The following is a 22,953-nucleotide window of genomic DNA, read 5'->3' as shown; positions in this document are numbered from 1 at the left end:
ATCGACGTCCAGATGGAAATCCATAAAAAAGAAATTGCAGAGAAGGAAGATCTTCTGCTTCTGGCTAGATATAACAAGAGACTGCTTTTTGGTGGGGGGCTGATCTTTTCTTTCCTTGTGATCATTGTCGCGTTATTTGCGGCATCGTTCGAGTTCAATGATTTCATGGAGGAAAGAAGGTCAATTTTTCAGAACAAGAGAACTAGAATTCTGGTGGAGATAGAAACAAAGCAGGTCATCATGATGCGTGGAATAATCGCATCAGAATTGCTTTGGGGGCAAGCGCATATATCGCAACCGGCGGGAGTTGGCAGGCCGGGCGCTATGATCACGGGTGTGAGTCCGGTGGTTTTGCTCGAGGATAAGGGCGACAAGCCTGCATGCAGGCGATACAGGGACATGCTGGAGGAGCTTGCATACCTGGCAAACTCGAGTTTTCTTCAGGATGGAAGAGCCATATCTGTATATGCCTTCAGTCCGGATGGCGGGTTCATCGGTGCTCTCCTGCCTCAGATTCCAGATGAGCCTGAGCGGGAACGGATGCTCTTGGAGCTTCAGCAACAGATTGCCGGGCTGCCGAAAGACAAAGGCGTTCCACTTCATTCCGGACAAGTGCGCCACCCCATTTGGCTTCCCCCGACCAAAAGTATTCTGACGGGTGAAATGTCGTTCCAGGTTGTTGTTTCTGCATTCCATAGGGGTAAGCCATTTCTCACCGTGGTGAGTGACATGCCTACCCAGCATATTGAGAATCTGATGCAGCAAGGTGAGGATAGAAGTTCCTTTCTGATCATGGACTCCCAGGGAAGCGTTGCCCTGGGTGTTGAACCAGAGGGCTACAGCAAAGCGGATTTCTTTGATATTGAATCATCGAAATTCCAAGGCAACCTGGTGAGTCGCTATCTTCTGTTCAAGTATGGTGCCGTATACAAGGATGGTTTTTTTCATTACTACTCGAGGATATCGAATACAAATATGGTTCTGCTCCACGTGTTTTCGTGGAAGGATGCGGTTTTTCTAAAGGGAAAATCGTTCGTATATTTGATTCTTTCGTTGATATTCATTGTCTTGTTCTGGTGCTTTTTGATATATTTCTACGAAAAGGTATTTATTCCAATCTATGAAAAGGCAAAGAATGTTTTCGATACCGAGCAGCTGAGTCGAACCATCATTGCCATGGCTCCTTACGGACTGGGTCTTCTTGATTTCAAGGAGAAAAAGATGCTGTTGGAGAACAGCATGATGTTCAAATACAAGGAGAGTGCAGTACTGCGTGGCCCGGTCCCTGGAGAGCTATTGATCGGCTATTTTCACAGAGTTTATGTGGAGAAATATCTTGGTGGCGGGAAAAGTGACTATGTGCCCGTGTCCAGCGAGGTGGTGATTTCCAACGATGGAACCATTGCAGAGCTGTCCATGATCATGGTGAAGGCAAAATACCAAGGTCGGAACGTGCTGTTGTGCGGGTTTGCCGATATCACGGCTCACAAGCAGGTCCAAAGAAGCCTGGAGGATGCAAAGAAGGCTGCGGAAGAGGCAAACCATGAAAAATCATCTTTTCTCGCCGTAATGAGCCACGAGATACGCACTCCACTCAATGCGATACTGGGGAATCTGGAAATACTGGGAAGAAGCATTCTGTCCATGGAGCAGAAAACACGGCTGGACATCATTTCGAATTCCTCACATTCTCTTTTGTCTCTGTTGAATGATGTCCTCGATTTCTCGAAGGTTGAGTCTGGTCAGATGAGTGTCGAGATGGCCGGATTCGATCTCAAGTCTGTGATCAGGCAGGTGGCATCCATCTATAAACCCTTGGTGACAGAGGCAAAAATTGAATTTTCCCTGACCATCGATGATTCGCTGAAGTCTGGATATCTTGGCGATGCTGAGCGCATCAAGCAAATACTCAACAATCTACTCAGCAATGCCTTGAAGTTCACCAAGAGTGGAAAAATAGAGGTATATGCATCCGACAGATCCGGCGAGCTGAACATCAAGGTATCCGATACTGGAATAGGTATTCATCATTCGCAGCATGCGTTCATCTTCGATGCGTTCAAGCAGGCCGGCTCGGAAATCGCCACGAAGTTTGGAGGAACCGGACTTGGGCTGACGCTGTGCCAGCGGATGGCCCACCTCATGGGAGGGGAGATCCGGTTTTCAAGTGTCCTTGGAAAAGGCAGCATTTTCGAGCTGGTGCTGCCCGCATACCATGCGCAGCCCGCATCATCCGCTGTCGCTTGGGAGGATGGCGATGTCCTGCTTTCGGAGGACGAACGAGAGGATTTCTCGGCAAGGATTCTGGTGGTGGATGACCACCCTGTTAACAGAATGCTGTTGCTGGATCAGCTGAGGATCATTGGGTATGAGGCCGATTCTGCAGAAGGAGGGGAATCTGCCTTGAGCATGCTGGCACAGCTGGCCTATGACCTGGTTCTAACCGACCTGCAGATGCCCGGCATGAACGGTTATGTGCTTGCACAGCACATCCGTAAGGATTACCCCGGGATTAGAGTGGGGGCAATAACGGCAAACGCAGGCAAGCATGAAAGGGATAAATGTGCCAAATTCGGCATATCCGACATCATCGTCAAACCAGCCTCCCTGAAAAGCATCAAGGAATTCATTGATAGAAATATCGGCAAGTCCGGGGTTTGCCAAGTGGATGCATTGCCGGCAAGAACAAGCAAGATTTCTGGCTACCGTGACATTCTTGTCTCAACAACACAAGCATCCTTGATCTCCTTGAAGAAATCCTTGGAAAAAAGAGATCTCGTGGCTGTGCATAGGGAAATTCATGCCATGAAGGGGGCATTTGCAGTGGCAGGGTTCAATGACATAGTCCAGGCGCTTGATAGGATTTCTTCTCTTGTCAATGCGCGAGATTTTCGAGCGGTCGATGGGGAGCTCGTGAATTTCATGGACGTTCTGAAAGATTTGTGAGAAAGGTTGAAAGCCGGCTGGTGTCAGGTTATTCATATTTACGCACCATGGACTATAAAAAATACCTGAAAATATCCGTATTGTTGGCGGACGATCATCCTGGGATAATATCAGGTGTCAGGCATGAATTGTCTGGTGAGTCAGAAATTGCATTGAATGGGAGTGTTTCAAATTCAACCGATCTGATTCAAAAGCTGGAAGAGGGAGGTTTTGATGTGCTTGTATCCGATTACTCCATGCCGACCGGGCAATATGGAGATGGACTGCATCTATTCGGATATATATCGAGAAGATTCCCAAAATTGGGTCTGGTGGTCCTGACCATGCTGGATAACTCGGCAATACTGCAGGCTCTGGGTCGTGTCTCGAACATCAGTATTGTCAGCAAGGCCGATCCGGTGCTGCATCTTGTTCCCGCGATCCACGCGGCATTCACTGGCGGAGTTTATTTTTCGCCAGCCATCGCCGAGCGGCTGGAAAGAGGTGGTGCAGGCGGGTTGGGCGGAGTGCAGGGGGAGAGAAGAGTGCCTGCCGAGCTGAGCCCCAAGGAGTCCGAGGTAGTCCGGTTGTACGCTGCTGGCCTGCGCATTGATGAAATTGCAGCCAAGCTCAACAGGAGCAAGAAGACCATCAGCACGCAAAAAGTCAAGGCCATGCAAAAGCTCGGCATAGAGCGAGACATAGACCTTATGAAATATGCCTTGGAATGTGGGTGGGTGACATCATCGAGATCTCAATGATGCATGTTCATTCCACCTTCAGTGCCTGTATGTCCTGGATGACTGCTTCAAGCTGGAGCTCCAGCAGCGAGAGCGAATGTCTGTGATATGCCAGCCCATCATGGCCCATGCGGCTTTCCAGGTCGGCGCACCGTATTGACAACTCGACCAGATCAAAGAATCTCAGTGAGCCAGACAGGTTGTGAAGCTCTCTTTGCACATCTTTGCAGTTTGGGCTGGATTTGATGGTTGCCAGAGAAGAGCGCGCAGATTCCAGGAAGGCATTTCTGATGGGCGGCGCAATTTTCTCGAAATGGACGGCTTGGTCAGTCGGCAGGAGGCTGTCGAGGTTGGCATGCGTTGAATGGATCGCCATCGTCAGCGCATCAAAAATCCCCTGCGGTGAATGCCAGGATACCGCGATGATGCGGGCATTGATCACTCTGGGCTGCATGGGATGGCTGGCTTCACATTCGATGATGCGTGCCGCTCCTGCCACCAGGCGGTTTTCGTCCTTGGCATTCCATGAAGTCTTCGGCCCGCACAGCACGACAACGTGGAACTTCTGTAGCCGATCCTGGCGAATCGCGGTGGGATGGCGGCATGCCGTGGTCACCAAACCCCACTCCTTGAGCAAAGGGAGCAGATGGGTGTGCTGATCGTCGCATGACGAGATGAACAGAATCTGCTGTCCTGAAAATGGCAGATGGGGCCGCAAGAGTGCATCTGCGACAGGTGTCGTTCCAAAGGCGGTCGGTAGCTTGTCAGGACGGCGTGCGGTGGGGGCACTGTCCGGGGCGGAGATCTGTTTTGTCATGGAAGGCCGAACGTCGGGGGCCGGTCTCTACAGCGAGAAATTTTAAGATGCAGATCAGGCCGACTGATTGAACCACGGCATCCATCCACAGTGCATGTCTAAGGGCATGTGCGCGTGCTTGCCGCGATTGCACGGGGCCAGGCCTGGGCAATGCCCAGGCACGCCAATTCAGGTGCACGCTCCAGGTGGGGCCAGAATGAAAAAAGCCTGCAAGTGACTGCAGGCTGTTTTCATGGAGGCGTTTATCCAGGGCTTCAGATGGCGAACTGGGCGCGATCCTTGTCCTTGATCCAGGCGGGCGGCTTGCCGCGTCCGGTCCAGGTGTCACCTGTCTCTGGATTGCGGAACTTGGGGGCCACGGTGGAGGAGGCGCGGCGTGCCGTGAAAATGTCGTCGGCTGTCAGGCCGTAATCCTGAACCAGACCGCGAATCTTGGCGATCACATCACTGACTTCTTGCTTGCGTGCTGTCTGGATCTGGGCCTCAAGTGCTTCGCGCTGCGCCAGAAGTTCTTTGTATGTGTTGCTCACGGTAGTTTGCCTTTCATGGATTGAAGCGCGAATATTAACTGTTTTTTAAGAACCGGTTTGCATGCTTTCGATTATTTCCCCCTATGACCACCATTGCCCGTCCCGAATGCGTTCAAACTGCCAGGTAAACCTTGGGTAAAGAGCCGTTGCGCAGTATGGCGCTGTATGTTCTGCGGGTTTTCAAAATCCTGTGTACCCTCGCTTTCGGGCTGGGCGGAACTGGATAAGCCGTGACTCCGGGTTCTTGGCCGGCGGTGCTGGTATTAAGCGATGCAAGGGCCGCGATTTACCCAAACTCCGGTGCGGATTCGGAATCCTTCAAGTCCAGTCTGTACGCTGCTTGCCAGATGAGATGCGAACAAATCAGAGGGTGTGGCCGTCCCGTCGACGTGCCTTGTGCAAGCGTCTGGATTTTTCTGTGCAATGCTGTTTATTTGTACAGTATGATGCAGTCATGAGCATCGATCAGATCGCCTTCGCACTCCCCGCAGCCCTTGCCGTCTGGCTGTCCCAATCCCGTTCCGCCGCGCTTCGGCGATGGGCCTGCCTCTTCGGCCTGGGGGGCATGCCGTATTGGATTTACAGCGCGCTGTCTGCCGGGCGCTGGGGCATGTTGGCCTTGGCCTGCGTGTTTGCGCTGGGGTGGCTTTGGGGGCTGTGGGTGCATTGGCTGACTCCCCGGCGGCGTGTGGCCATGGATTCGGGCCTTGGCACGATCCAGATCACACCGGGCACCCGCTGATGCTTGGGGTGGCAGCCAGCAGCCTTGCGTGGTGCCGATCCTGCAGACGAGCAGGTGTTTTGCAGGCGCTGCGCATGATGCATTCGTGAATTTCAAGCGTTCTCACTGGAATTTGATGCAGGTAAAAGCCGAGTGTTTTGCTGGGTTGGTGTGATTTTCGAGCCGACGCGTTGAACGCCTGGACGGGCTGCGATCTCTATGCCCGGCCGTGCATGGCTGAAAGATCCGGACGGGAATTGCTGCAGCGTGTCCTGCCCTCCTGTGCACTGCGGTGGTGCACTCCTTTTCGCTCTTGGTGCAGGCTCACTGATCAGCCTGCTGCGCTGTGCTTTAGTGGATATTTCCGATGGATGAGTTTGGTCTTGTGCATAAAAAGCCACGGAAATCTGCAGTCTGTGCGGGTGCCGGGATGGCGGCACGCTGGCAGCGGCGAGCAAGTGCGAGGCATAGAATCGTTTGCATACAACAGGCAGCCAGCCATCCGACTTGCCTCTAAAAACCACGTGAAATAGCCCACCCCGCCGGCGGTGGGCTTTCTTTTTCGGGCCCTGCTGCGGCGTGCCTGACGCCTGATTTTTCAGTGCGCACCTATGGTTTGCACCTGTTGTCAACCACAAGGTTTGCATACGATGAAATTCACTCTCAACCAACAAGAGGTCGAGATCCAGGGCGTCAGCCCGGAGACGCCGCTGCTTTATGTGCTGCGCAACGACATGCAGCTCAACGGTCCCAAGTTCGGCTGCGGCCTGGGCGAATGCGGCGCATGCGCCGTGCTGATCGACGGCAAGGTGGCCCGCTCCTGCTCCGTTCCCGTGAGCGTGGTCCAGGGCATGAAGGTCACGACGCTGGAAGGCCTGTCCCAGGATGCGACCCAGGCCGAGCACGCCCGCGTGGCGCGTGACTGGGAAGCTGCCCATCCGGCCGCCGTGCCGGGAATGCCTGCCGGCAAGCCGTCGGCTGACACGCATGGCAAGACCGTCCACACACTGCACCCCGTGCAGCAGGCGTTCATCGACGAGCAGGCCGCCCAGTGCGGCTACTGCACCAACGGCATGGTCATGGCCCTGGTGGCCTTGTTCGACCACAAGCCCACGGCCACCGACGAGGAAGTCACCCAGGCCCTGTCCGGCCACCTGTGCCGCTGCGGCACGCATGTGGAAATCATGCGTGCGGCTGCACGCGCCCGCGTGCTGATCGCCCAGGGAGGTGCAGCATGAGTGCATCCAACCCCCTTCAACTGACGCGCCGCAACCTGCTCAAGCTGGGCGGCATGGTCATGGTCAGCTCGGTGGCGGCCGCTGGCCTGGTGGCTGAAAGCACGGGTACGGCGCCCGCCGTGGCCGGCGCCTTCCCCATTCCCCCCATCGACCGGGTGAGCAGCTTCATCGCCATTGGCGCGGACGGCAGCGTCACGGCCTACCACGGCCACGTAGACCTGGGCACGGGCATCCGTACCTCGCTGGCGCAGCTGGTGGCCGATGAGCTCGATGTGGAGTTCGAGCGCATCACCATGGTGCTGGGCCACACGGGCCGCACGCCCAACCAGGGCCCGACCATTGCCAGCAACACCATCCAGGTGGACGCCATCCCCATGCGCAAGGCCGCCGCGCAGGTGCGCCAGCTGCTGCTGGGCCTGGCTGCCGAGAAGCTGCAGCAGCCCGTGTCCGCACTGACCACGTCCAAGGGCGCGGTGGTGGCCAAGGGCGGGCGACGCATCGGCTACGGCGAACTGGCCCAGGGCCAGGACCTGAACATTGCGCTGGACAAGGAAGTGCCGCTGCGCACCGGCGGTTTCAACTACATCGGCAAGTCCGTGCAGCGCGTGGACATTCCGGCCAAGGTGCTGGGCGCGCTGGCCTATGTGCACGATGTGCGCGTGCCGGGCATGCTGCACGGCCGCGTGGTGCGCCCGCCCTATGGCGGTGCCGATGCGTCGGCGCCGCTGGGCAGCAGCCTGATTTCGGTGAACGAACAGTCCGTGGCGCATCTGCCGGGCATCGTCAAGGTAGTGGTGCAGGGCGATTTCGTGGGCATCGTGGCCGAGCGCGAAGAGCAGGCCATTGCCGCCATGCGCCAGCTGGAGGTGAAGTGGAAGGACTGGGCCGGCGTGCCCGACCTGTCGCTGAACGCCATGCACGACACCCTGGTCAAGCACGAGAAGACCGACCGCATGCTGCGCGAGGACGCGGGCATTGACGAGGCCTTCTCGGGCGCCAAGAAGGTGATCGAGGCCGACTACGTCTGGCCCTACCACCTGCATGCCTCCATCGGCCCGTCCTGCGCCGTGGCCGAGGTGTCCGCCAGCCAGATCCAGGTCTGGACCGGATCGCAGAACCCGCACGACGTGCGCAAGGACATCGCCACGCTGACCGGCATGGCGGCCGACCAGATCAATGTGACGCGCCTGGAAGCCTCGGGCTGCTACGGCCGCAATTGCGCGGACGACGTGGCATCCGACGCCGTGCTGCTGTCGCAGGCCGTGGGCCGCCCGGTGCGCGTGCAGCTGATGCGCGAGCAGGAAGCCGCCTGGGAGCCCAAGGGCACGGGCCAATTGATCCGCGTGCGCGGCGGCCTGGACGAGAACCATGCAGTGCTGGGCTACGAGCTCAAGACCTGCTACCCGTCCAACGACGCGGCGGCCCTGGCCCTGATCCTGACGGGCAAGGTGCCCAACAAGCCCAAGGTGCTGCAGATGGGTGACCGTACGGCCATCCCGCAGTACGAGTACCCCAAGATGCGCGTGGTCTCGCAGGATGCGGCGCCCATCGTGCGCGCTTCGTGGATGCGCGGCGTCTCGGCCCTGCCCAACGTCTTTGCCCATGAATGCTGGATCGACGAATGCGCCTACCTGGCCGGTGAAGACCCGCTGGCCTACCGCCTGCGCTACCTGAAGGACCCGCGCGCCGTGGCGCTGACGCACGCTGCGCACAAGCAGGCCGGCTGGCAGGATGGCCCGGCCCACCGCAACCCCGCGCCGGCCGACCAGCGCCTGGTCAAGGGCCGCGGCTTTGCCTACGCCCGCTACTACCACAGCAAGTTCCCTGGCTACGGCGCGGCCTGGGCCACCTGGATCTGCGACGTGACCGTGGACCGCGAGACCGGCGTGATCAAGGTGGACAAGGTCTTCGTGGCCCATGACTGCGGCGAGATGGTCAACCCGGCCGGCGTGCGCCACCAGGTGCACGGCAACATCATCCAGTCCACCAGCCGCGTGCTCAAGGAGTACGTGACCTTCGACAGCAAGGGCGTGACCTCGCTGGACTGGGGTGGCTACCCCATCCTGCGCTTTGACGAACTGCCCGAGATCGACGTGCAACTGGTCGAGCGCCCCGGCGAAGACCCCATGGGCGCGGGCGAATCGGCCTCCGTGCCCAGCGCCGCCGCTGTCTCCAACGCCGTGTTCGATGCCACCGGCGTGCGCCTGCGCGAAGTGCCGTTCACCCCGGCACGCGTGCTGGCCGCACTCAAGGCAAAGGCTGCCGATGCAGCCCCGGCCGACAAGGCACAGAACTGAGAGCGGAGGACCGGAACATGCACACACTCAAGAAAATCACCCTCGGCGTGGTCGGCCTGGCCGCCGTGGCCGGCGCCGCCTTCTGGCTGGCCACGGGCCGCAGCGAGATCGCGCCCCTGCAGCAGATCCCGGTGCAGGAATTCAGCCAGCAGCAGATCGACCAGGGGCGCCGCCTGGCGCACATGGGCGACTGCGCGGTCTGCCACACGGCACCGGGCGGCCAGCGCAACGCAGGCGGCCTGGCCATGCCCAGTCCCTTCGGCACCATCTACTCGACCAACATCACGCCCGATGCCGAAACCGGCATCGGCCGCTGGTCGTACGAGGCCTTCGAGCGCGCCATGCGCCATGGCGTGGACCGCGAGGGCAACTACCTGTACCCGGCCTTCCCGTACACGGCATTCACCCGCGTGACCGATGAGGACATGAAGGCGCTGTACGCCTTCCTGATGACCGAGCCGGCTGTCTCCAACGAGGCACCCAAGACCGCGCTGAACTTCCCGTTCAACGTGCGCCGTGGCCTGGCCCTGTGGAATGCGCTGTACCTGGAGCCGGGCGAGCAGCCCGCGCCCGCCAACCAGTCGGGCGAGTGGATTCGCGGCGCCTACCTGGTCGAAGGCCTGGGCCACTGCGCCGCCTGCCACTCGCCGCGCAACCAGTTCGGCGCCGAGAAAAAGGGTGCCGACCACCTGGCTGGCGCCTTCATCGACGGCTGGGATGCGCCCGCGCTCAACGACAAGGCCGTGGCTCCGCTGCCCTGGACGCGAGAAGACCTGGTCCGCTACATGCAGACCGGTTTCTCGCAGCGCCACGGCGTAGCCGCCGGCCCCATGGCGCCCGTGATCGAAGGCCTGTCCCACCAGTCGGCCGAGGACATCAACGCCATGGCCACCTACCTGATGTCGTACCGCAAGCCCGTGGCAGACGCCGCTGGCGCAGGGGACGCCCAGGCGCTGGTGAAGGAAAAGACCGAGGTTGCCAAGCTGCCGGTCGACGCCCAGGGCTATCGCCTGTACCAGGGTGCCTGCATGGCCTGCCACCGCGCCGACCCCAGCGGCGTGCTGGCCGGCAGCAGCTTCGGGGTGCGTCCCCAGCTGTCGCTGAACACCAACCTGTACAGCGACTCGCCGACCAACGCCATCCATGTGGTGCTCAACGGCATCACGCAACCGGCGCGCCCGCAGCTGGGCACCATGCCCGCCTTCCGCCACAACCTCAGCGACGATCAGATCGCCACGCTGCTGAACACCATGCGCAGCCAGTACGGCCTGCAGCCATGGCCCGGCCTGAGCGACAAGGTCAAGGCCCTGCGCGAGGAAACACGCCCCGGCAAGGTGGCGGCGCACTGAGCCTGCGCTGCGTCATCTGCGCAGCCTGTGCGCTGCGCTAGGATGGCAAGGGACCGCTGTGCCCACAGCGGTCCCTTTTTTTATGGTGACCCGCAAGATGACAAGCCCCATGCCCGACCCCATGCCTGAGCCCATGCCCAATTTCCCCCTGCTGACCGACGCCAACCGCCAATGGCTGGATGCACGTGCCCAGGCCCTGGATGCCGGCAACGGCGAGGCCACGGCCGCCGTCGTGCCCTACCTGGCCGAAGCCGGGCTGCTGGGCCACGGCTTGGCGGATGCCTTGGGCGGGCAGGGCGGCAGCGCCGGCGATGCCATCGAGGCGATTGCCCAGGTGGCCACGCACTCCATGTCCGCCGCCTTTGCCTTCTGGGGCCAGCGTGTGCTGATCGAGATGCTGGCGAACACCGGCAATGCGGCCCTGCGCGAGCGCTGGCTGCCCGCGCTGCTGGCGGGCGAGGCGGCCGGTGCCTCGGGGCTGTCCAACATCATGAAATTCCTCAGCGGGCTGGAGGCACTCAACATCCGCGCCACGGCCCGGGAAGGGGGCGGCTGGCTGCTCAACGGCAGCGTGCCCTGGTGCACCAACCTGCGCGGGCCGCGCTTTCTGGCCGCCATTGCCGTGGCGCGTGACGACGGCGCGCCGCCCATGATCGTGGCCCTGCCGTCCGACCGGCCGGGCCTGGAGCGCTCGCCGGATCTGGAGTTGATCGCCCTGCGCGGCACCAACACCGCCGCCTTGCAACTCAAGGACGTGGCCATCACCGAAGACGATCTGCTGGCCGAGCGCGCCGGCGGATTCCTGCCGCGTGTGCGGCCGGCCTTCCTGGGCATGCAATGCGGCCTGTCCATCGGCCTGGCGCGCGCGGCCTGTGCGCAGGCCGCCTCGCGCATGGGGCAGGGCGGGCATGTGCTGCAGCAGCCGCTGGACGATACCCGCAGCCATCTGGAGCAGGCGGTGGCCGCACTCAAGGCCGGTGTAGAGGCCGGCGATTTCGTGGAGGCGCCCGAGCGGCTTTTCGCGCTGCGCCTGGCCCTGCACGACTGCGTGCAGCAGGCCATGCAGCTGGAGCTGCAGACGGCCGGCGGCCGTGCCTACAGCCTGGATGCGGACGATGGCTTTGCCCGCCGCTGGCGTGAATCGGCCTTCATCCCCATCGTCACGCCCAGCGTGATCCAGTTGCGCGCCGAGCTGCAAAAACTGCAAAAGCTCGGCGCCTGACGGCTCAGCCCGCCTTGGCCGCGGGCTGCAGCGCCGGCTCCAGCGCCGTGTCCAGCAGCAGCAAGGCGGTTTGCACTGCAGCCAGCAGCCGCTGGCGCGGCACGCCATCGCGGGCCTGCACGGAGATGCCATGCAGTTGCGTGGCATAGAAATCCCCCAGCGCCTGCACGTCGGTGCCGGCGCGCAGCTCGCCTTCATCCAGCGCGCGCTGAAGGCGGTCGATCAGGGACTGCGTGCGCTGGCGGCGGTGTTCGGCCAGCCAGGCGGCGACTGCCTCGTTTTCCTCGGCGCAATTGGTGGCGGCGGTGACCACCATGCAGCCCAGCGGATGGGCATCGTCGGTATAGGTGGCCACGGCATCGCGCAGCACGCGGGCCAGGGCGTCGCGCACGCGCCGCTCCTGGGCCATGGCGCGGTCGGCAAACCCGCCATCACCGGCCTCGTAGCGCTGCACGGCCTCGCGGAACAGGTCCTGCTTGCTGCCGAAGGCCGCATAGATGCGCGCTGACGCAATGCCCAGCGCCTGCACCAGGTCGGCCATGGACGTGCCCTCGTAGCCGCGCCGCCAGAACGCCAGCATGGCGCGCTCCAGCGCCTGGTCTCGGTCAAATTCCCTGGGTCTTCCGGCCATCTTCCTCATCCTTGTCAACAGTCAGGGCGGCATCTTAGCGGCGCCGTGATGCTGTCTTGCATCGGCTTCGCAAAAGCAGCCGTGTTAGCGTGATACTATTATTTGTTGATCAACAAACAATAGCTCAACTCAAGGAAATCACATGCAGACCATCAAGGGCCCCAGCCTTCATCTGGCGCAGTTCGCCGACAACAAGGCGCCGTTCAATTCCCTGGAAGACATCGCACGCTGGGCGGCCGGCGTGGGCTTCAAGGGCCTGCAGATTCCCGCCTGGGACCAGCGCCTGTTCGACGTGGCCACGGCCGCCAGCAGCCAGACCTATTGCGACGACGTCAACGGCATGCTGGCCTCGCACGGCCTGGTGGCCAGCGAGCTGACCACGCACATCTTTGGCCAGCTCGTGGCCGTGCATCCGGCCTACGACGCCATGTGCGACAGCTTTGCGCCCGAGGCGCTGCGCGGCAATCCGGCCGCACGCACCGCCTGGGCGCTGGAGCAGCTCAAGCTGTCGGCCAGTGCATCGCGCCGCATGGGGCTGAGCGACATGGGCACGTTCTCGGGCTCGTTCGTCTGGCCCTATCTCTTCCCGTTTCCGCAGCGCCCGGCCGGCCTGATCGAAACCGCCTTCGAGGAGCTGGCGCGCCGCTGGCGCCCCATCCTCGACGCCTGCGACGAGCAGGGCGTGAACCTGTGCTACGAAATCCACCCCAGCGAAGACCTGCACGACGGCACCAGCTTCGAGCGCTTCCATGAACTGGTGGGCCAGCACGCGCGCTGCAAGATCCTGTTCGATCCCAGCCACTTCGTGCTGCAGCAGCTCAACTACCTCGACTACATCGACATCTACCGCGAGCACATCCGCATGTTCCATGTGAAGGATGCGGAGTTCCTGCCCAGCGGGCGCCAGGGCATCTACGGCGGCTATTCCTCGTGGCTGGAGCGGGCAGGGCGCTTCCGTTCGCTGGGCGACGGGCAGGTGGACTTCAAGGCCATCTTCTCCAAGTTCGCCCAGTACGACTACCAGGGCTGGGCCTCGCTGGAATGGGAGTGCTGCCTCAAGGACCAGGAAGACGGTGCGCGTGAGGGCGTGGACTTCATCAACCGCCACATCATCCGCGTCACCGACAAGATCTTTGACGACTTCGCCGGCGCCCCCGTGGACCAGCGCCAGATCAACGCCATGCTCGGCATCGCCTGAGCACGCCCGCAGCCAAAGAACCTCAAAAAGAATCCGACAATGAACGCTTTCACATCGAACGCCCTGCGCAAGCAGGAAGACCAGGCCTGCGAGTTCTCGCACGACTACGTGCGCATCGACGGCCGCCGCATCCACTGCATCACGGCCGGGCAGGGCGCGCCCGTGCTGCTGATCCCGGGCTGGCCCCAGACCTGGTATGCCTGGCGCCACGTCATGCAGGCGCTGGCGGCGCAGGGCTTCCAGGCCATTGCCGTCGATCCGCCGGGCACGGGCTTTTCGGACCGGCCCGACACCGGCTACGACACGGGCTCCATTGCGCTGACCCTGCACCGCACCATGCTGGCGCTGGGCCATGAGCGCTACCAGGTCGCCGGCCACGACGTGGGCATGTGGGTGGCCTATGCGCTGGCCAGCGACCAGCCGCAGGCCGTGCAGTCCCTGGCGCTGACCGAGGCCGTGATCCCCGGCCTGGCGCCCGAGCCCAGCATCTTTGCGCCGCCAGAGCAGAACATCTTCCTGTGGCACTTCATGTTCAACCAGCTGGCCGACCTGCCCGAGACCCTGATCGCGGGGCGCGAGCGTGCCTACCTGGAATTCATGTTCAACCGCTGGTCGCTGCGGCGCGACCGCGTGGCCGTCGACGTCTATGTCGATGCCTATGCGGCGCCCGGTGGCCTGCGCGGCGGCTTTGCCTACTACCGCGCCATTCCCGAAACCATCCGCCAGAACCGCGAGCGTGCGCTGCGCCCGCTGGCCATGCCCGTGCTGGCCATTGGCGCCGAGCACGCCACGGCCGATGCGCCGCTGGCCACGCTGCGCGGCCATGCCGATGACCTGTCGGGCGTGATCGTGCCGGGCTGCGGCCACTTCATCATGGAGGAGGCTGCCGAGCCCTTCATCGCCGAGCTGCTGCCCTTCCTGCAAAGGACGCTGTGACCATGGGCCTGGACGCTGACATTGCGCGCTATCTCGCCGAGCTGGCGCAGGCAACCCAGGCCGTGGCCCCGCCCACGCTGGCGGCGCTGCGCGAGGCCACCGACGCCGGGCTGCGCGCCCTGCACGGCCCGGCCGAGGCCATGGCCCGCACCGAAGACTTCACGCTGCCCGCGCGCGACGGTGCGCCGCTGCGGGTGCGTATCTACCGGCCGCTGGCCTCGGACACACCCACGCCCCAGCCCGCCCTGGTCTTCGCCCACGGCGGCGGCTGGTGCCTGGGTTCGCTGGAGGTCTACGACAACCCCTGCCGCGCACTGGCCATGGCAACGGGCGCCGTCGTGGTCTCGGTGGACTACCGGTTGGCGCCCGAGCACCGCTTTCCCGGGCCGCTGCATGACTTCTGCGATGCCATTGCCTGGACCTTTGAACAGGCCGATGCGCTGGGCCTGGACAACAGGCGCATCGGCGTGGCCGGAGACAGCGCGGGCGGCAACCTCGCGGCCGCTGCCTGCCTGCTGGCACGGCAGCAAGAAGGCTGGGGAGCGGCGGGCGCACCGGCCATCGCCCACCAGCTGCTGCTGTACCCGGCACTGGACGCAGCAATGGACTCGCCGTCGTTCCAGCAGTTCGGCGAGGGCCACTACCTCACGCGTGCGGCCATGGAGTACTGCTATGGCGCGTACCTGGGCGATGCTGCATCGGGGCGGCAAGAACTCGTCTCTCCGCTGCGCGCGGACCACCTGGCAGGCCTGCCCCAAGCCACGGTGATCAGCTGCGAATACGATCCGCTGCGCGACGAGGCCGAAGCCTATGCGCAGCGGCTGGCGCAGGCCGGTGTGGCGGTGCAGGCCGTGCGCCTGCCCGGCATGGTGCACGCCTGCATGCACATGCTGGGGCTGGCGCCGGCATCACGCCGCCTGTTTGACGAAGCGGGTGCCGCCGTGCGCCAGGCTTTCGGCACGGCCATCGGCTGAGGGTTGCTGGGTGCAGGTCAGGTCTGTGCCAGAAACACGGCCACCAGCGCATTCGCATGGCCGTGCCCCATCTGGTGCTGGGCCTTGAGCCAGCCCACCAGTTCCATGTGCTTGCGGGTGTCCTGCTGCTGCAGCAGATCCATCCAGTGCGCAATCGGCTGGCCGTAGGTCTTCTCTATGGAAGGGAAATACGAGGCCGGCCCCTTGACCTTGCTTGTCTCCGTCATGGCGCTTGTCCTTTTTCTGTGATGCGGGTGGCAGATTGTGCCGCTGGCGCTGTCCGGGCCGGCAGGCAGGGTCAGGTCAGAAACAGCACGTCCTTGTGCTGCGGCGCAGGGGGCAGCACCTCGCCGGTCAGCTCGCGCAGCGTGGCCTCGATCATCTGCGACATGGCGTCCAGCGCCAGGTCGTTGGGTGCCGTGCCGAAGGGCTCCTCCAGCTCGGCGCCCAGCGCCTCCAGCGCGAAGAAGGTGTAGGCGATGAAGGCCACGATCACCGGCGTCATGAAGCCGATGGAATCCACCAGGCCGAAGGGCAGCAGCAGGCAGTACAGGTAGATGGTGCGGTGGATGATCACCGCGTAGGTGAAGGGAATCGGCGTGCCCGCAATGCGCTCGCAGCCGCCCAGTGCCTCGCCCAGCTTGCACAGCGGCGCCTCCATGGCGGGCACCAGCACCGGCTGCAGGCTGCCATCGTGGCGGCGCGCCTGCAGCCATTCGCCGGCCATGAGCAGCAGCACGGCAGGCTTGAAGCGCGCCGTGGCCAGGCGCTCGCCGTCGGCGGCGGGCAGCAGGCGGCGCATGTCGGCCGCGGCATCAGTGCCGCGCAACTGGTGGCGCAGCGCGTGCACGAAGGCCGCCAGAACCATGGCCAGGGCCGGGGCGTGCTGCGGCGCGTCCGTCAAGGTCCGGGCCTGGCGCACCAGGGTGCGTGTCTCGTTGAGCAGGGTGCCCCACAGCGTGCGCGCCTCCCAATAGCGCGCATAGCTGGTGCTGTTGCGAAAGCCCAGGAAGATGGCCAGCGTCAGCCCGATCAGCGAAAACGGCACGAAGTTCAGCGGCACCTTCCAGGCGAACAGCTGGCCGTGCAGCGCCGTGACCAGCACGGCGAACAGGGTGGCGGCCATCAGCTGGGGCAGGATGTCGGGCAGCACCGAGCCGCGCAGCACGAAGAGCATGCGCAGCCAGTGGGGGCGGGGCCGGATGATCATGAAAGCTTGTTCCGTGATGGAAAAGAGGGCGCAAGAGGGGGCAAGAGGGCGCAGCAGCCCCGCAACTCTAACCGCCCCGCGCAGTCAGTGCGCCACCTGCGCGCCACCTGATCGCCACTTGTGCGCCACCCTGCAAGCGCCGGCTGCGGCTTCAAAGATCGCTGCTGTGGCTGTCGTGGTTGCCGTCTGGCTGGAGAAGGGCATGTGCCGTGACCGCTGCTGCCTGCTCCGCCTGCCATGCCGTGCGCATGCAAGAGGGCGACACCGTTGCGCGCGGGGATGGCTGGCTGGTGATGGTGCCCAGGCTGATGAAGCCGGCCAGGTACTCGCCCTCGCGCAAACCCAGCGCTGAATGCAGGGCCGGGTCAAAACAGCGCTCGCCACTGAGCACGATGGCACCAAAGCCCAAATGGTGGGCGGCATTGAGGAAGTTGCCCAGGGCCGCACCCGCAGCCAGCCATTGCTCACGCACCGGCACGCGCGAGCGCGGCCGGGGCGAGATGATGAAGGCGATCAGCGCCGGAGCGCGCGTTGCATGCTCGCGCGCACGGCGGATATCGTCCGCCGGGGCAAGCGGGTCGCGGCGCAGTTTTTCCTGCTCGAACAGGCTGGCCAAGGCCTCGCGCTGGTGGGCGGGAAACTCCAGAACCCGCCAGGGGTGCAAGGCACCGTGGTCCGGAGCGCATAGCGCCGCCTCGATCATCAGGTCCATGTCCCCGCTGTCCGGGCCCGGCATGGCCAGCCGCCTGGGCGAGACGGAGCGCCGCGCCAGCAGGGGCGCCAGGCCTGCCCGCTTGCGCGTGTCGGCAAAGCAGTGCTTGAGTGCATCCACCGCCTGGACGAACTGCCGGGCCCAGGCCAGCACCTGTTCGCCCTCCGGCGTGAACCCCTGGAAGGGCCGGCCCGCGCGCACCAGCGCGTGGCCGAACTCCGCCTCGGCCGAGCGTATGGCCTGGGCCAGCGCGTTGTCGGAGATGCCGCAGGCCTGCGCTGCGCGCGCCCAGTCACGCTCGCGGTCCAGGGCCAGCAGATGGGGGATGTATTTTTGCGTCAAGTCGGTTCTCCAGCACAGCCCGGCGGACTCCGGCGGGCTCCGAGGGGGCGAAGTGCTCCATGAATGGCTTCGTTATATCCGAAAAAATACAATGAAATCCGTCACTCCAGCTTGAACCGAGGCCTGGTGCGGCTTGCGGGCCTGCCGCGATGGCGGGGGCTTGCTTTGGTATGTGACAGGTGAATGTGCCCTTGCCGAACTGCGGGATTGAACCGATTGCGCAGGCACCGGCACTACAATCCCCGGCCATGTTGCATGCCATCCGGAGCCTATCCATGCGGAGCGCCTTGCTGCTGCTCATCATGGTGGCGCAGCTGCTGATACCGCTGCTGCACAGCCATTTCGGCACTCCGAACCAGGCCGGCCTGCACATCCACGCGGCGCCGTCGCGCGTGGCCGACTCGCATTTCCACCTGTTCGTGGCCCACGGCTCCTTCACCGATGTGGATGAAGACCATGTCGAGCCTTTCGAGGTCGATGTGCAGGACGCCATACAGCCGCTGGACCTGCTGCCCATGCCTTTGCTGGCCGTGGTCGGCCTGGTCTTGCTCACCCTGGGCCTGCGTGCCGCGCGCATGCGCTGCATTGCGCCCCGGCCCGCCCTGCCGCTGCAGCCCATGCGCCTGAGTCCGCGCTGGCGCGGGCGCGTGATACGGCCTTCCCCCGCCCAGGCACCGCCCCTGGCTTCCTGACCTCCCCGGCCTGGTCCACAGGCCCGCCTCAGTCCTTCTTCGCCCGCGCGCAGCGAACCGCCTGCGCGTGGACGGCGTTCGTCTTTTTTCCCGGAGTCAGGAATGATGTTTTCCCCATGGCTGCTGGCCGGCGCACTTGCGCTGCCAGCCGTCGGCATGGCCACCCAGGCCCAGGCCGCACCCGCAAGCCCGGCCAACCCCCCGTCCGCATCCGCATCCGCACCCACATCCGGATCTGCATCCACGCCCACATCCGTTGCCTTGTCCGCCGAACAGGCACAGGCGCTGGGCGTGCGTTTCGAACCCATTCAGGCGGCACAGCGCATCGAGGTCTCGGCCCACGCCCGCGTCGTGCTGCGGCCCGATGCCCAGGCTGTGGTGGCCGCCCCCTATGCGGGCGCGGTGCCGCGCGTGCTCGTGGCCCTGGGCCAGACGGTGCGCACCGGCCAGCCGGTGGCGGTGTTCACCAGCCCGCAGCTGTATGAGGCGCGGCGCGCGCTGCTGGAGGCCGAGTCCCAGTCGCGCCTGGCACGCCAGGCCCTGGCGCGCGACCAGGCGCTGCATGAGGACGGCATCATCGCCGCCAGCCGCTGGCAGGCCACGCAGGCCCGCGCCGCCGAGGCCGCGGCCATGGCCCAGGCGCGGCGCGCCGAACTGGCCGCCAGCGGCCTGCAGTTCGTGGGCAACGAGGTGCACCTGGTGGCGCCCCGCGCAGGCTTGGTGACCGAGGTGCTGGCGGTGCCGGGCGCGCGTGTGGAGGCCTCGGCGCCGCTGCTGCGCGTGGCCGACCCCAAGGCGCTGGAACTGGACCTGCTGCTGGGCCGCGAGGTGCCGCTGCCCGGCGTGGGCGACCGCGTTCAGGTGGCGGCGCGCGGTGCGCAGGGCAAGGTGGCTGGCATGGCCCCGGTCGGTGATGGATCGGCCGGCATGCGGGTGCGCGTTGCGCTGGAACGCGCTGGCGACCTGCGCGTGGGCGAAAGCGTGACCGCGTCGCTGGCCCTGGCCGGTGCGGACGCCGGGCCTTCCGGCGGATCTGCTGGTGGCTCTGGCGGTGCACGCCTGCGCGTACCCGCTGCGGCGCTGGCGCATTGGAACAACCGCACCGGCGTCTTTGTCGCCACCGGGCAGGGGGCGCGCTTCATGCCGCTGTCCGTGGAGGCCAGCGACGAGGCCACGGCCGTGGTGCGCGGCACGCTGCCGCCCAAGGCGCGCATTGCCGTGACGGGCATTGCCGCGCTCAAGGGCCTGCTGGGCGGGGGTGAGTGATGCTGGCGCGCCTCATCGATTTTTCGCTGCGCCAGCGCGCGCTGGTGCTGATGGCCGCCTGCGCGCTGGCCCTGGCCGGTGCCTGGGCCTATGTGCACCTGCCCATCGATGCCTTCCCCGACATCTCGCCCACCCAGGTCAAGGTGATCCTGAAGGTGCCCGGCATGACGCCCGAGGAGGTGGAGCAGCGCGTCTCCACGCCTGTCGAGCAGGAATTGCTGGGCCTGCCGCACAAGACCATGGTTCGCTCGGTGTCCAAGTACGGCATCAGCGACGTGACCGTTGATTTCAGCGAAGGCACGGACGTGTACTGGGCGCGCCAGCAGGTGTCCGAGCGGCTGGCCGGCCTGCAGCGCGAGCTGCCCGCCACGGCCGAAGGGGGGCTTGCCCCCATCACCACGCCGCTGGGCGAGATGTTCATGTTCACCATCGACGGTGAGCAATGGTCTCTGGCCGAGCGCCGCCATGTGCTGGACTGGGTGATTCGCCCTGCGCTGCGCACCGTGGCCGGGGTGGCCGACGTGAATGCCCTGGGCGGCATGGTGCGCGGCTACGAGGTGATCCCCGACCCCGCCCGGCTGCGGGCGCGCGGCGTGACGCTGGACCAGCTGCGCCAGGCGCTGGAGGCCAACAACCGCAACGACGGCGCAGGCCGGCTGGACCGCGGGGAAGAGCACTGGGTGGTGCGCGTGGAAGGCGGCGTGCGCGGGCTGGACGACCTGCGCGCCATTGTCGTGGCGCCCGCCCATGAGGGGCGCGTTGCCGCCACCGTGGGCGATGTGGCCACCGTGCGCCTGGGCGAAGCCACGCGCAACGGCGCCGTCAGCCGCGACGGACGTGGCGAAGCCGTGCAGGGCCTGGTGCTGGGACTGCGCGGGGTGGATGCGCGCAGCCTGGTGGACGCCGTGCAGGCGCGGCTGGACGAACTGGCTCCCCGGCTGCCCAAGGGCATGAGCACCCAGGTCTTCTACAACCGGGGCGACCTGGTCTCGCGCGCGGCGGGCACCGTGGTGCGCGCCCTGGTCGAGGCCAGCGTGCTGGTGCTGGTCACGCTCTACCTGTTCCTGGGCGGGCTGCGTGCGGCCCTGGTGGTGGCGGCCACGCTGCCGCTGTCCATGCTGGCCACCTTCCTGCTGATGCGCCATGCGGGCCTGACGGCCAACCTGATGAGCCTGGGCGGCCTGGCCATCGCCCTGGGCATGCTGGTGGATGCTGCGGTGGTGGTGGTGGAGAACATAGAAAGCGCGCTGGCGAATGAGTCTGCGGGCGGAACGGCCATCGAAACGGCAGGCAGCTCCCCGCCGCAGGACCGGGCCGTGCTGATCCGCCAGGCGGTCTCGGCGGTCTCCGTGCCCATGCTGGCCGGCGTGTCCATCATCGCCATCGTGTTCCTGCCGCTGCTCACGCTGCAGGGGCTGGAGGGCAAGCTGTTCGCGCCCGTGGCGCTGACCATCGTGCTGGCGCTGGGGGCCTCGGTACTCATCGCCGTCACCGTGGTGCCTGCGCTGGCCTCGCTGCTGCTGCGCTCGCATGGCGGCGATGAACCCTGGCTGATGCGGCGCGTGGCCCGGGGCTTCGAGCGGATGCAGCGCTGGAGCCTGGCCCACCGGCCTGCGGTCTTCGGCATTGCCGGGGCATCGCTGGCCGGGGCAGCCGTGCTCTACCTGTCCGTGGGCAAGACCTTCATGCCCACCATGGATGAGGGCGACATGATCGTGCAGCTGCAAAAGACGCCCTCCATCTCGCTGGCCGCTTCGCTGGACATGGACGGGCGCGTGCAGCGCGCGCTGCTGGAGCAGGTGCCCGAGATCCGCTCCATCGTCGCGCGCACGGGCTCGGACGATCTGGGCCTGGACCCCATGGGCCTGAACGAGACCGATACCTTCCTGGTGCTGCGCCCGCGCGAGGAGTGGCGCGGCAGCAAGGAAGACATCGCCGAGGCCATACGCCACGTCATGCAGGGCTTTCCGGGGCTCATCTACGGCTTCACCCAGCCCATAGAAATGCGCGTCTCCGAAATGCTGACCGGCACGCGCGGCGACGTGGCCATCAAGATCTTCGATCCCGACCTGGCGCGGCTGGACACAGCCGCCCAGGCCGTGGCCGCGCGCATGCGCGCGGTGGCCGGGGCCTCCGAAGTCATCGCGCCCAGCAACAGCGGCGTGCAATACCTGCAGGTGGCGCTCAACCGCGCGGCGCTGGGCCAGTCCGGGCTCAGTGGCGATGGCCTGCAGGCGCAACTGCGCGCCCTGGTGGAAGGCGAGCGCATTGGCATCGTGCCCGAAGGCGTGGCGCGCACGCCGCTCATCCTGCGCGGCGGCACGGCGCTGCGCCAGTCGCCCGAAGGCCTGGCCGGGCTGCTGGTGACGGCGGCGGACGGCAGCAGCTGGCCATTGACCTCCCTGGCCACGCTGGCGGCCCGCGACGGCCCCGTGCGCGTGGACCACGAAAACGGCGCACGCTTCGCCGTGGTGCAGGTCAACGTCGAAGGGCGCGACCTGGCCAGCTTTGTGCGCGATGCCCAGGCGGCCGTCGCCGGTGATGCCGGCCTCAAGGACATGCGCATCGTCTGGGGCGGCCAGTTCGAGAACCAGCAGCGCGCCGCCGCGCGGCTGGCGCTGGTGGTGCCGCTGGCGCTGGGCGCCATCTTCGTGCTGCTGGTGCTGACCTTCCGCTCGCCCAGGCAGGCGCTGCTGGTCATTGCCAACATCCCGTTCGCGCTGGTGGGCGGCATGGCGGCGCTGAGTGCGGCGGGCGAGTACCTGTCGGTGCCTGCCTCCGTGGGCTTCATCGCGCTGCTGGGCATTGCGGTGCTCAACGGCGTGGTCCTGGTCTCTCACTTCAACAACCTGCTGGCTGCGGGCCAGCCCCTGTCCCAGGTGGTGCGGCACGGCGTGCGCGACCGGCTGCGGCCCGTGCTGATGACGGCCTGCATCACCGCGCTGGGCATGGTGCCGCTGCTGCTGGCCAGCGGGCCGGGCTCGGAGATCCAGCGGCCGCTGGCCATCGTGGTGGCGGGCGGGCTGGTCAGTTCCACGGCGCTGACCCTGCTTCTGCTGCCCTTGCTGTTCGAACGCTTCGGCCTGCCGCGCCGCCAGAGGAAGGCCCGGCCATGAACGCCACCCGCACCCACACCACTTCCCCCCACTGCAG

At 64.7% G+C, this 22,953-nt stretch carries 19 protein-coding genes; 13 read left to right on the top strand and 6 right to left on the bottom strand.

Annotation, left to right across the window (positions count from 1 at the left end; translation table 11 throughout):
- The first annotated feature begins 12 nt into the window (after positions 1-12).
- Both ACF8ME_RS24650 and ACF8ME_RS24645 read left to right on the top strand, forming a co-directional pair.
- A complete protein-coding gene (locus tag ACF8ME_RS24650; protein ID WP_267178523.1) occupies positions 13-2,946 on the top strand; it encodes a hybrid sensor histidine kinase/response regulator in 2,934 nt (977 codons plus the stop codon).
- Between the two features lie 47 nt (positions 2,947-2,993).
- The gene (locus ACF8ME_RS24645) at positions 2,994-3,686 is read left to right on the top strand and encodes a response regulator (RefSeq protein ID WP_016451730.1); all 693 of its coding nucleotides are present in this window, start codon (positions 2,994-2,996) and stop codon (positions 3,684-3,686) included.
- Between the two features lie 7 nt (positions 3,687-3,693).
- Here the strand turns inward: ACF8ME_RS24645 and ACF8ME_RS24640 are convergent, their stop codons facing one another.
- Together ACF8ME_RS24640 and ACF8ME_RS24635 are read right to left on the bottom strand one after the other, a co-directional pair.
- A complete protein-coding gene (locus tag ACF8ME_RS24640) occupies positions 3,694-4,482 on the bottom strand; it encodes an Hpt domain-containing protein (RefSeq protein ID WP_392418583.1) in 789 nt (262 codons plus the stop codon).
- A 254-nt stretch (positions 4,483-4,736) separates the two neighbouring features.
- Positions 4,737-5,012, bottom strand: a complete 276-nt coding sequence (locus ACF8ME_RS24635; RefSeq protein ID WP_016447060.1) for an H-NS family nucleoid-associated regulatory protein — start codon at positions 5,010-5,012, stop codon at positions 4,737-4,739.
- Between the two features lie 454 nt (positions 5,013-5,466).
- Between ACF8ME_RS24635 and ACF8ME_RS24630 the strand changes: the two genes are divergently transcribed.
- From ACF8ME_RS24630 to ACF8ME_RS24610, 5 genes are all read left to right on the top strand, one after another.
- The gene (locus tag ACF8ME_RS24630; protein ID WP_016447059.1) at positions 5,467-5,754 is read left to right on the top strand and encodes a hypothetical protein; all 288 of its coding nucleotides are present in this window, start codon (positions 5,467-5,469) and stop codon (positions 5,752-5,754) included.
- A gap of 629 nt (positions 5,755-6,383) precedes the next feature.
- Positions 6,384-6,971 carry a (2Fe-2S)-binding protein gene (locus tag ACF8ME_RS24625; protein ID WP_016447058.1) on the top strand — a complete coding sequence of 196 codons (588 nt, stop codon included), beginning with the start codon at positions 6,384-6,386 and terminating at the stop codon, positions 6,969-6,971.
- Positions 6,968-9,268: a molybdopterin cofactor-binding domain-containing protein gene (locus ACF8ME_RS24620; RefSeq protein ID WP_012205755.1), complete on the top strand. Its 2,301-nt coding sequence runs from the start codon at positions 6,968-6,970 to the stop codon at positions 9,266-9,268. The genes ACF8ME_RS24625 and ACF8ME_RS24620 overlap by 4 nt, the downstream gene beginning before the upstream one ends.
- A 17-nt stretch (positions 9,269-9,285) precedes the next feature.
- Positions 9,286-10,617: a cytochrome c gene (locus tag ACF8ME_RS24615; protein WP_154834237.1), complete on the top strand. Its 1,332-nt coding sequence runs from the start codon at positions 9,286-9,288 to the stop codon at positions 10,615-10,617.
- A gap of 109 nt (positions 10,618-10,726) precedes the next feature.
- Positions 10,727-11,839, top strand: a complete 1,113-nt coding sequence (locus ACF8ME_RS24610) for an acyl-CoA dehydrogenase family protein (RefSeq protein ID WP_374725856.1) — start codon at positions 10,727-10,729, stop codon at positions 11,837-11,839.
- 4 nt (positions 11,840-11,843) lie between these two features.
- Here the strand turns inward: ACF8ME_RS24610 and ACF8ME_RS24605 are convergent, their stop codons facing one another.
- Complete coding sequence (locus ACF8ME_RS24605; protein ID WP_392418580.1) at positions 11,844-12,470, bottom strand: TetR/AcrR family transcriptional regulator; 627 nt, start codon at positions 12,468-12,470, stop codon at positions 11,844-11,846.
- Positions 12,471-12,612: 142 nt separating this feature from the next.
- Between ACF8ME_RS24605 and ACF8ME_RS24600 the strand changes: the two genes are divergently transcribed.
- The 3 genes from ACF8ME_RS24600 to ACF8ME_RS24590 are packed head-to-tail and all read left to right on the top strand — an operon-like array spanning position 12,613 to position 15,578.
- Positions 12,613-13,668: a sugar phosphate isomerase/epimerase gene (locus tag ACF8ME_RS24600; RefSeq protein WP_013802287.1), complete on the top strand. Its 1,056-nt coding sequence runs from the start codon at positions 12,613-12,615 to the stop codon at positions 13,666-13,668.
- A 39-nt stretch (positions 13,669-13,707) separates the two neighbouring features.
- Positions 13,708-14,604 (top strand): alpha/beta fold hydrolase, encoded by an 897-nt coding sequence (locus ACF8ME_RS24595; protein ID WP_012205750.1) that lies wholly within the window; start codon positions 13,708-13,710, stop codon positions 14,602-14,604.
- A 2-nt stretch (positions 14,605-14,606) separates the two neighbouring features.
- Entirely contained in the window at positions 14,607-15,578 is a 972-nt protein-coding gene (locus tag ACF8ME_RS24590) for an alpha/beta hydrolase (RefSeq protein WP_392418578.1), read from the top strand.
- Between the two features lie 17 nt (positions 15,579-15,595).
- Here ACF8ME_RS24590 and ACF8ME_RS24585 read toward each other — a convergent pair whose 3' ends face one another.
- The 3 genes from ACF8ME_RS24585 to ACF8ME_RS24575 all read right to left on the bottom strand — a co-directional run bounded on the left by ACF8ME_RS24585 (position 15,596) and on the right by ACF8ME_RS24575 (position 17,842).
- On the bottom strand, positions 15,596-15,805 hold the full coding sequence (locus tag ACF8ME_RS24585) for a DUF4287 domain-containing protein (RefSeq protein ID WP_088164651.1): 210 nt from the start codon (positions 15,803-15,805) through the stop codon (positions 15,596-15,598).
- A gap of 71 nt (positions 15,806-15,876) precedes the next feature.
- The gene (locus ACF8ME_RS24580) at positions 15,877-16,788 is read right to left on the bottom strand and encodes a bestrophin family protein (protein WP_392418575.1); all 912 of its coding nucleotides are present in this window, start codon (positions 16,786-16,788) and stop codon (positions 15,877-15,879) included.
- Between the two features lie 151 nt (positions 16,789-16,939).
- The gene (locus ACF8ME_RS24575) at positions 16,940-17,842 is read right to left on the bottom strand and encodes a nitroreductase family protein (protein ID WP_392418573.1); all 903 of its coding nucleotides are present in this window, start codon (positions 17,840-17,842) and stop codon (positions 16,940-16,942) included.
- 275 nt (positions 17,843-18,117) lie between these two features.
- On the opposite strand from ACF8ME_RS24575, the gene ACF8ME_RS24570 reads away from it, so the two are divergent.
- The 3 genes from ACF8ME_RS24570 to ACF8ME_RS24560 all read left to right on the top strand — a co-directional run bounded on the left by ACF8ME_RS24570 (position 18,118) and on the right by ACF8ME_RS24560 (position 22,916).
- Positions 18,118-18,534: a hypothetical protein gene (locus ACF8ME_RS24570; protein ID WP_012205745.1), complete on the top strand. Its 417-nt coding sequence runs from the start codon at positions 18,118-18,120 to the stop codon at positions 18,532-18,534.
- Between the two features lie 102 nt (positions 18,535-18,636).
- A complete protein-coding gene (locus ACF8ME_RS24565) occupies positions 18,637-19,800 on the top strand; it encodes an efflux RND transporter periplasmic adaptor subunit (RefSeq protein ID WP_047327315.1) in 1,164 nt (387 codons plus the stop codon).
- A complete protein-coding gene (locus ACF8ME_RS24560; protein ID WP_392418571.1) occupies positions 19,800-22,916 on the top strand; it encodes an efflux RND transporter permease subunit in 3,117 nt (1,038 codons plus the stop codon). Before ACF8ME_RS24565 ends, ACF8ME_RS24560 begins: the two co-directional genes overlap by 1 nt.
- Positions 22,917-22,953: the final 37 nt, after the last annotated feature.

The organism is Delftia sp. WSY_7 (assembly GCF_043104845.1).
GTDB classification, from domain to species: Bacteria; Pseudomonadota; Gammaproteobacteria; order Burkholderiales; family Burkholderiaceae_C; genus Comamonas; species Comamonas tsuruhatensis.
Note: the sequence above shows the minus strand (reverse complement) of the source record. Positions and strands in the feature narration are given on the sequence as shown.